Origin of the sequence: Eggerthella sp. (assembly GCF_048329335.1) — a bacterium.
Classification (GTDB): Bacteria; Actinomycetota; Coriobacteriia; order Coriobacteriales; family Eggerthellaceae; genus Eggerthella; species Eggerthella lenta.
In genome coordinates this window covers 1-3,286 of record NZ_DBFEGU010000295.1, presented here as the reverse complement: position 1 = coordinate 3,286, position 3,286 = coordinate 1, and the positions used below count along the sequence as shown (strand labels likewise).

Sequence of the window (3,286 nt, the reverse complement as noted above, 5' to 3'; positions counted from 1 at the left end):
CCCCGCAGACGCGCTCGCCGCCTCCCGCCGCCGATTCTTCCGCGCGCTTTCGAGCGCCTGCGAGACGGTGGTGTGCGAGCGCGTGCTGAACACCGAGGATGCGAACGAGGCGTATCCGTCGGTTATGTTCGAGGAGCTGCTCGACTGCTACCGGGAAGCGGATGCGGGCGAGGACGACCGGGCGACGGGGCTTCCCAAGCCGCTCGTCGCCTTCGCCATGCTGGCAGGGGAGGACGCGCTCCACGACAACCTCGCGCTCGTCTGCGAGGGTGTGCAGCCGCGCGTAGGCAAAGGAGGGGCGACGCTGTCCTGGGAGCTGTCGGCCGCGGGCGCGGTGTCGCCCGAGCAGCGCCCGCGCATCGTGCTGCCGCGCTCGCCGCGCGAGGGGCTGCGCGGCGCCGACGCCGCGTTGGCGCTGTCGCCGTCTGCGCTGGAAAGCTACCTTGAATGTCCCTACAAGTGGTTCGCTCTGCGCCGTCTTCGCCTGTCGGAGCCGGACGCCGGGTTCGGGCCTCTCGAGATGGGCAGCTTCTCCCACAACGTGCTGCGTAGCTTCTACGAGCATTTCCGCGAGGCGGGGCATGCGAAGGTGGACTCCGCGACGCTTCCCGAAGCGCGCGCGCTTCTAGGCGAGACGTTCGACCGCCATCTGGAATCGCAACGCAACCTCAAGCGCTCGGTCAACCCGTTGATCCCGCGCACCGCCTTCGAACGCGCCGAGACGGCCGATCTGAGGAAGAGGCTCGTCCGGTTCCTCGACCGCGAGGCGCTGCTGCTGCCGGGCTTCGAGCCCGTGCGCTTCGAGTTCGATTTCGGCTCGAGCGAGCCGTTCCCGTACGCAGGATGCCTGCTGCGCGGCAGTGTGGACCGCATCGACGTGAACGGGGCCGGCCAGGCGGTGGTTATCGACTACAAGGGGTCGCTCAATGGCGACTACGCGCTGGATTCGGCATCGCCCGCCGCGCAGGCGGGCGGCGCGGTGCTTCCCCATAAGGTGCAGACGCTCATGTACGCTCAGGTGGCGCGCAAGGTGCTGGGTCTCGACGTGGTGGGTGCGCTGTACGTGTCGTACGGCCGCGATCGGCGCGTCTCGGGCGCCTTCGACCGCACGGTCGTGGGCGAGCGAGACGTGCCCGGCATCGACGTCGAGCGCTGCGGCGTGCCGGGGCCGGCAGGCGAGGCGCTGGGCGTCTCGTCGTTCGGCGAGCTGGTGGACGCGGTGGAGGATCGCATCGCCCGGGCCGTGCGCACGCTGGCCGACGGCTGCATCGGTCCCGATCCGCGCGGGGGAGACCCGTGCGGGTATTGCCCCGTGCTCGCCTGCGAGAAAAGGATGGGCGCATGAACCTCTCAACCTGCACCCCTGGTCAACGCCAGAGCATCGAGCACGTGCGCGGTCCCTTGCTCGTGTCGGCCGGCGCCGGCTCGGGCAAGACGTTCACGCTCACGCAGCGCATCGCCTATGCGCTTCTGCCCGAGAGCGGCCCTGCGGCGTCCGGCGTCGACGAGGTGCTGGCCATCACGTTCACCGAGAAGGCGGCCGCCGAGATCAAGGCGCGCGTCAAGCGCACGCTGCGCGCCGAAGGGCTGGCCGAGGAAGCGCTGCGCGTGGACGGCGCCTGGATATCCACCATCCACGGCATGTGCGCGCGCATCCTGCGCGCCCACGCGCTCGACCTGGGGCTGGATCCTGCGTTCGGCATCATGGGCGATGCGGAGCGGGCCGAAGCCGTGGCCGACGCCATCGACGGCGCGCTGGGCGACGACAACGATATCATCGCGCGCGGCTCGTACGCGGCGCTGTTCGACGAGTACCCCGCACGCTCGACGATGCCGCTCGCTCCGTCGGTGGCCTCCATGCTGCAGGCTCTGATGGACAAGGCGGCGGGGCTGCGCGGCGGCCTCGACGCGCTCGATTTCGGGCCGTCGCCCGCGCAGGCCTCGACGCTCGCGCGCGAGCTGCTGCTGGCCTACGAGGGCGTGCTGCCCGCGCTCGAGCGGGCGGGGAAGAGCGCGTCCGCCGAACGGGCGCGCGCGGCCGCGGCCGACGCGGTGGAGGCGCTCGGGGCGTTTTTGGCCGACGCGTCCGCGGCGAGCGACGCGCGTGCGCTGGCAGCTGTGGTCGACGGCTGCGCCTACCTGCCGTGCACGTTCGGCGGCGCCGACGTGAAGGCCGAGGTCAAAGCGTATCAAGCTGTGCACGCGCGCGTGGCTCAGAACGTCGCGCTCGCGCTGGCGCACCCGCTGGCCTCCGAGCTCATGGCGCTCGCGCGCGAGGTGACCGCGCGCTTCGAGGGTGCGAAGCGCGCCGCGTGCAAGCTGGATAACGACGACCTGCTCGTGCGCACGCTCGACGCGTTCGAACGCTGCCCGGACATCGCCGCGCGCTACGAACGCCGCTTCAAACTGGTGATGGTGGACGAGTTCCAGGACACCAGCCAGCTGCAGATCGACATGATCGCGCGCCTGGCCGGGCCGCGGTGCGCGCACCTGTGCACGGTAGGCGATGCGCAGCAGTCCATCTACCGCTTCCGCGGCGCCGACGTGAACGTGTACGAGGCTCATAAGAAGGCGATGCGCGCCGACGAAGTGGGCGCGCTCTACGTCGAGCTCACGAAGAACTTCCGCAGCCACGGCGACGTGCTGTCGTTCGTCGACCGCGTGTTCGAGCAGTCGACGGTGTTCGGCGAGGCGTTCATGTCGCTGGAGCCGAACGAGCAGCGCCCCTCCTGCTATCGGGGCAGCGCGCCGCGCATCGACCTCGTGCTGTCGGTGCAGCCCGCGGGGCGCGGCACCGGCGTGCGCACGGCCGATGCGAAGCGCGCCGGCGCCGAGGCCATCGCCCGCCGGTTCGCCGCGCTGCGCGAGGACGGCCACGCTCCCGGCGACATGGTGGTGCTGCTGGGCAAGATGAGCCGTGCGGGCATGTATGCCGAGGCGCTGCGCGCCGAGGGCTTCGAGTGCGTGGTGACGGGCGGGTCGCTGTTCGCGTCCGCGCCCGAAGTGCGCGTGGTCGCCCGCTTCGTGGAGGCGCTGGCGAACCCGGCGAACACGGCTGCGCTGTTCGAAGTGCTGACCAGCGACATGATGCGTCTGTCGGCAGACGACCTCCTCGTGCTGACCACCGAGGAGGATCCTGAGACGGGATGCGTGCGGCGGCGCGATCTCGACCGGGGCTTCGCGCGCCTCGCATCGCGCGCCGACGGACTGCCGCCGCGGCTGGCGCACGCCGTGCGCCTGTTCGAGCGGGCGCGTGACGAGTCGCGCACGCGCCCGGTGGCGACCG

General features: G+C 71.2%; 2 protein-coding genes. Both read left to right on the top strand.

What is annotated here, in order from left to right; all coding sequences use genetic code 11:
• A partial coding sequence (locus tag ACMO6A_RS09425; RefSeq protein ID WP_418471148.1) for a PD-(D/E)XK nuclease family protein occupies positions 1-1,345 on the top strand: 1,345 nt, incomplete at its 5' end.
• A partial coding sequence (locus tag ACMO6A_RS09420) for a UvrD-helicase domain-containing protein (RefSeq protein ID WP_418471147.1) occupies positions 1,342-3,286 on the top strand: 1,945 nt, incomplete at its 3' end. The genes ACMO6A_RS09425 and ACMO6A_RS09420, both read left to right, overlap by 4 nt.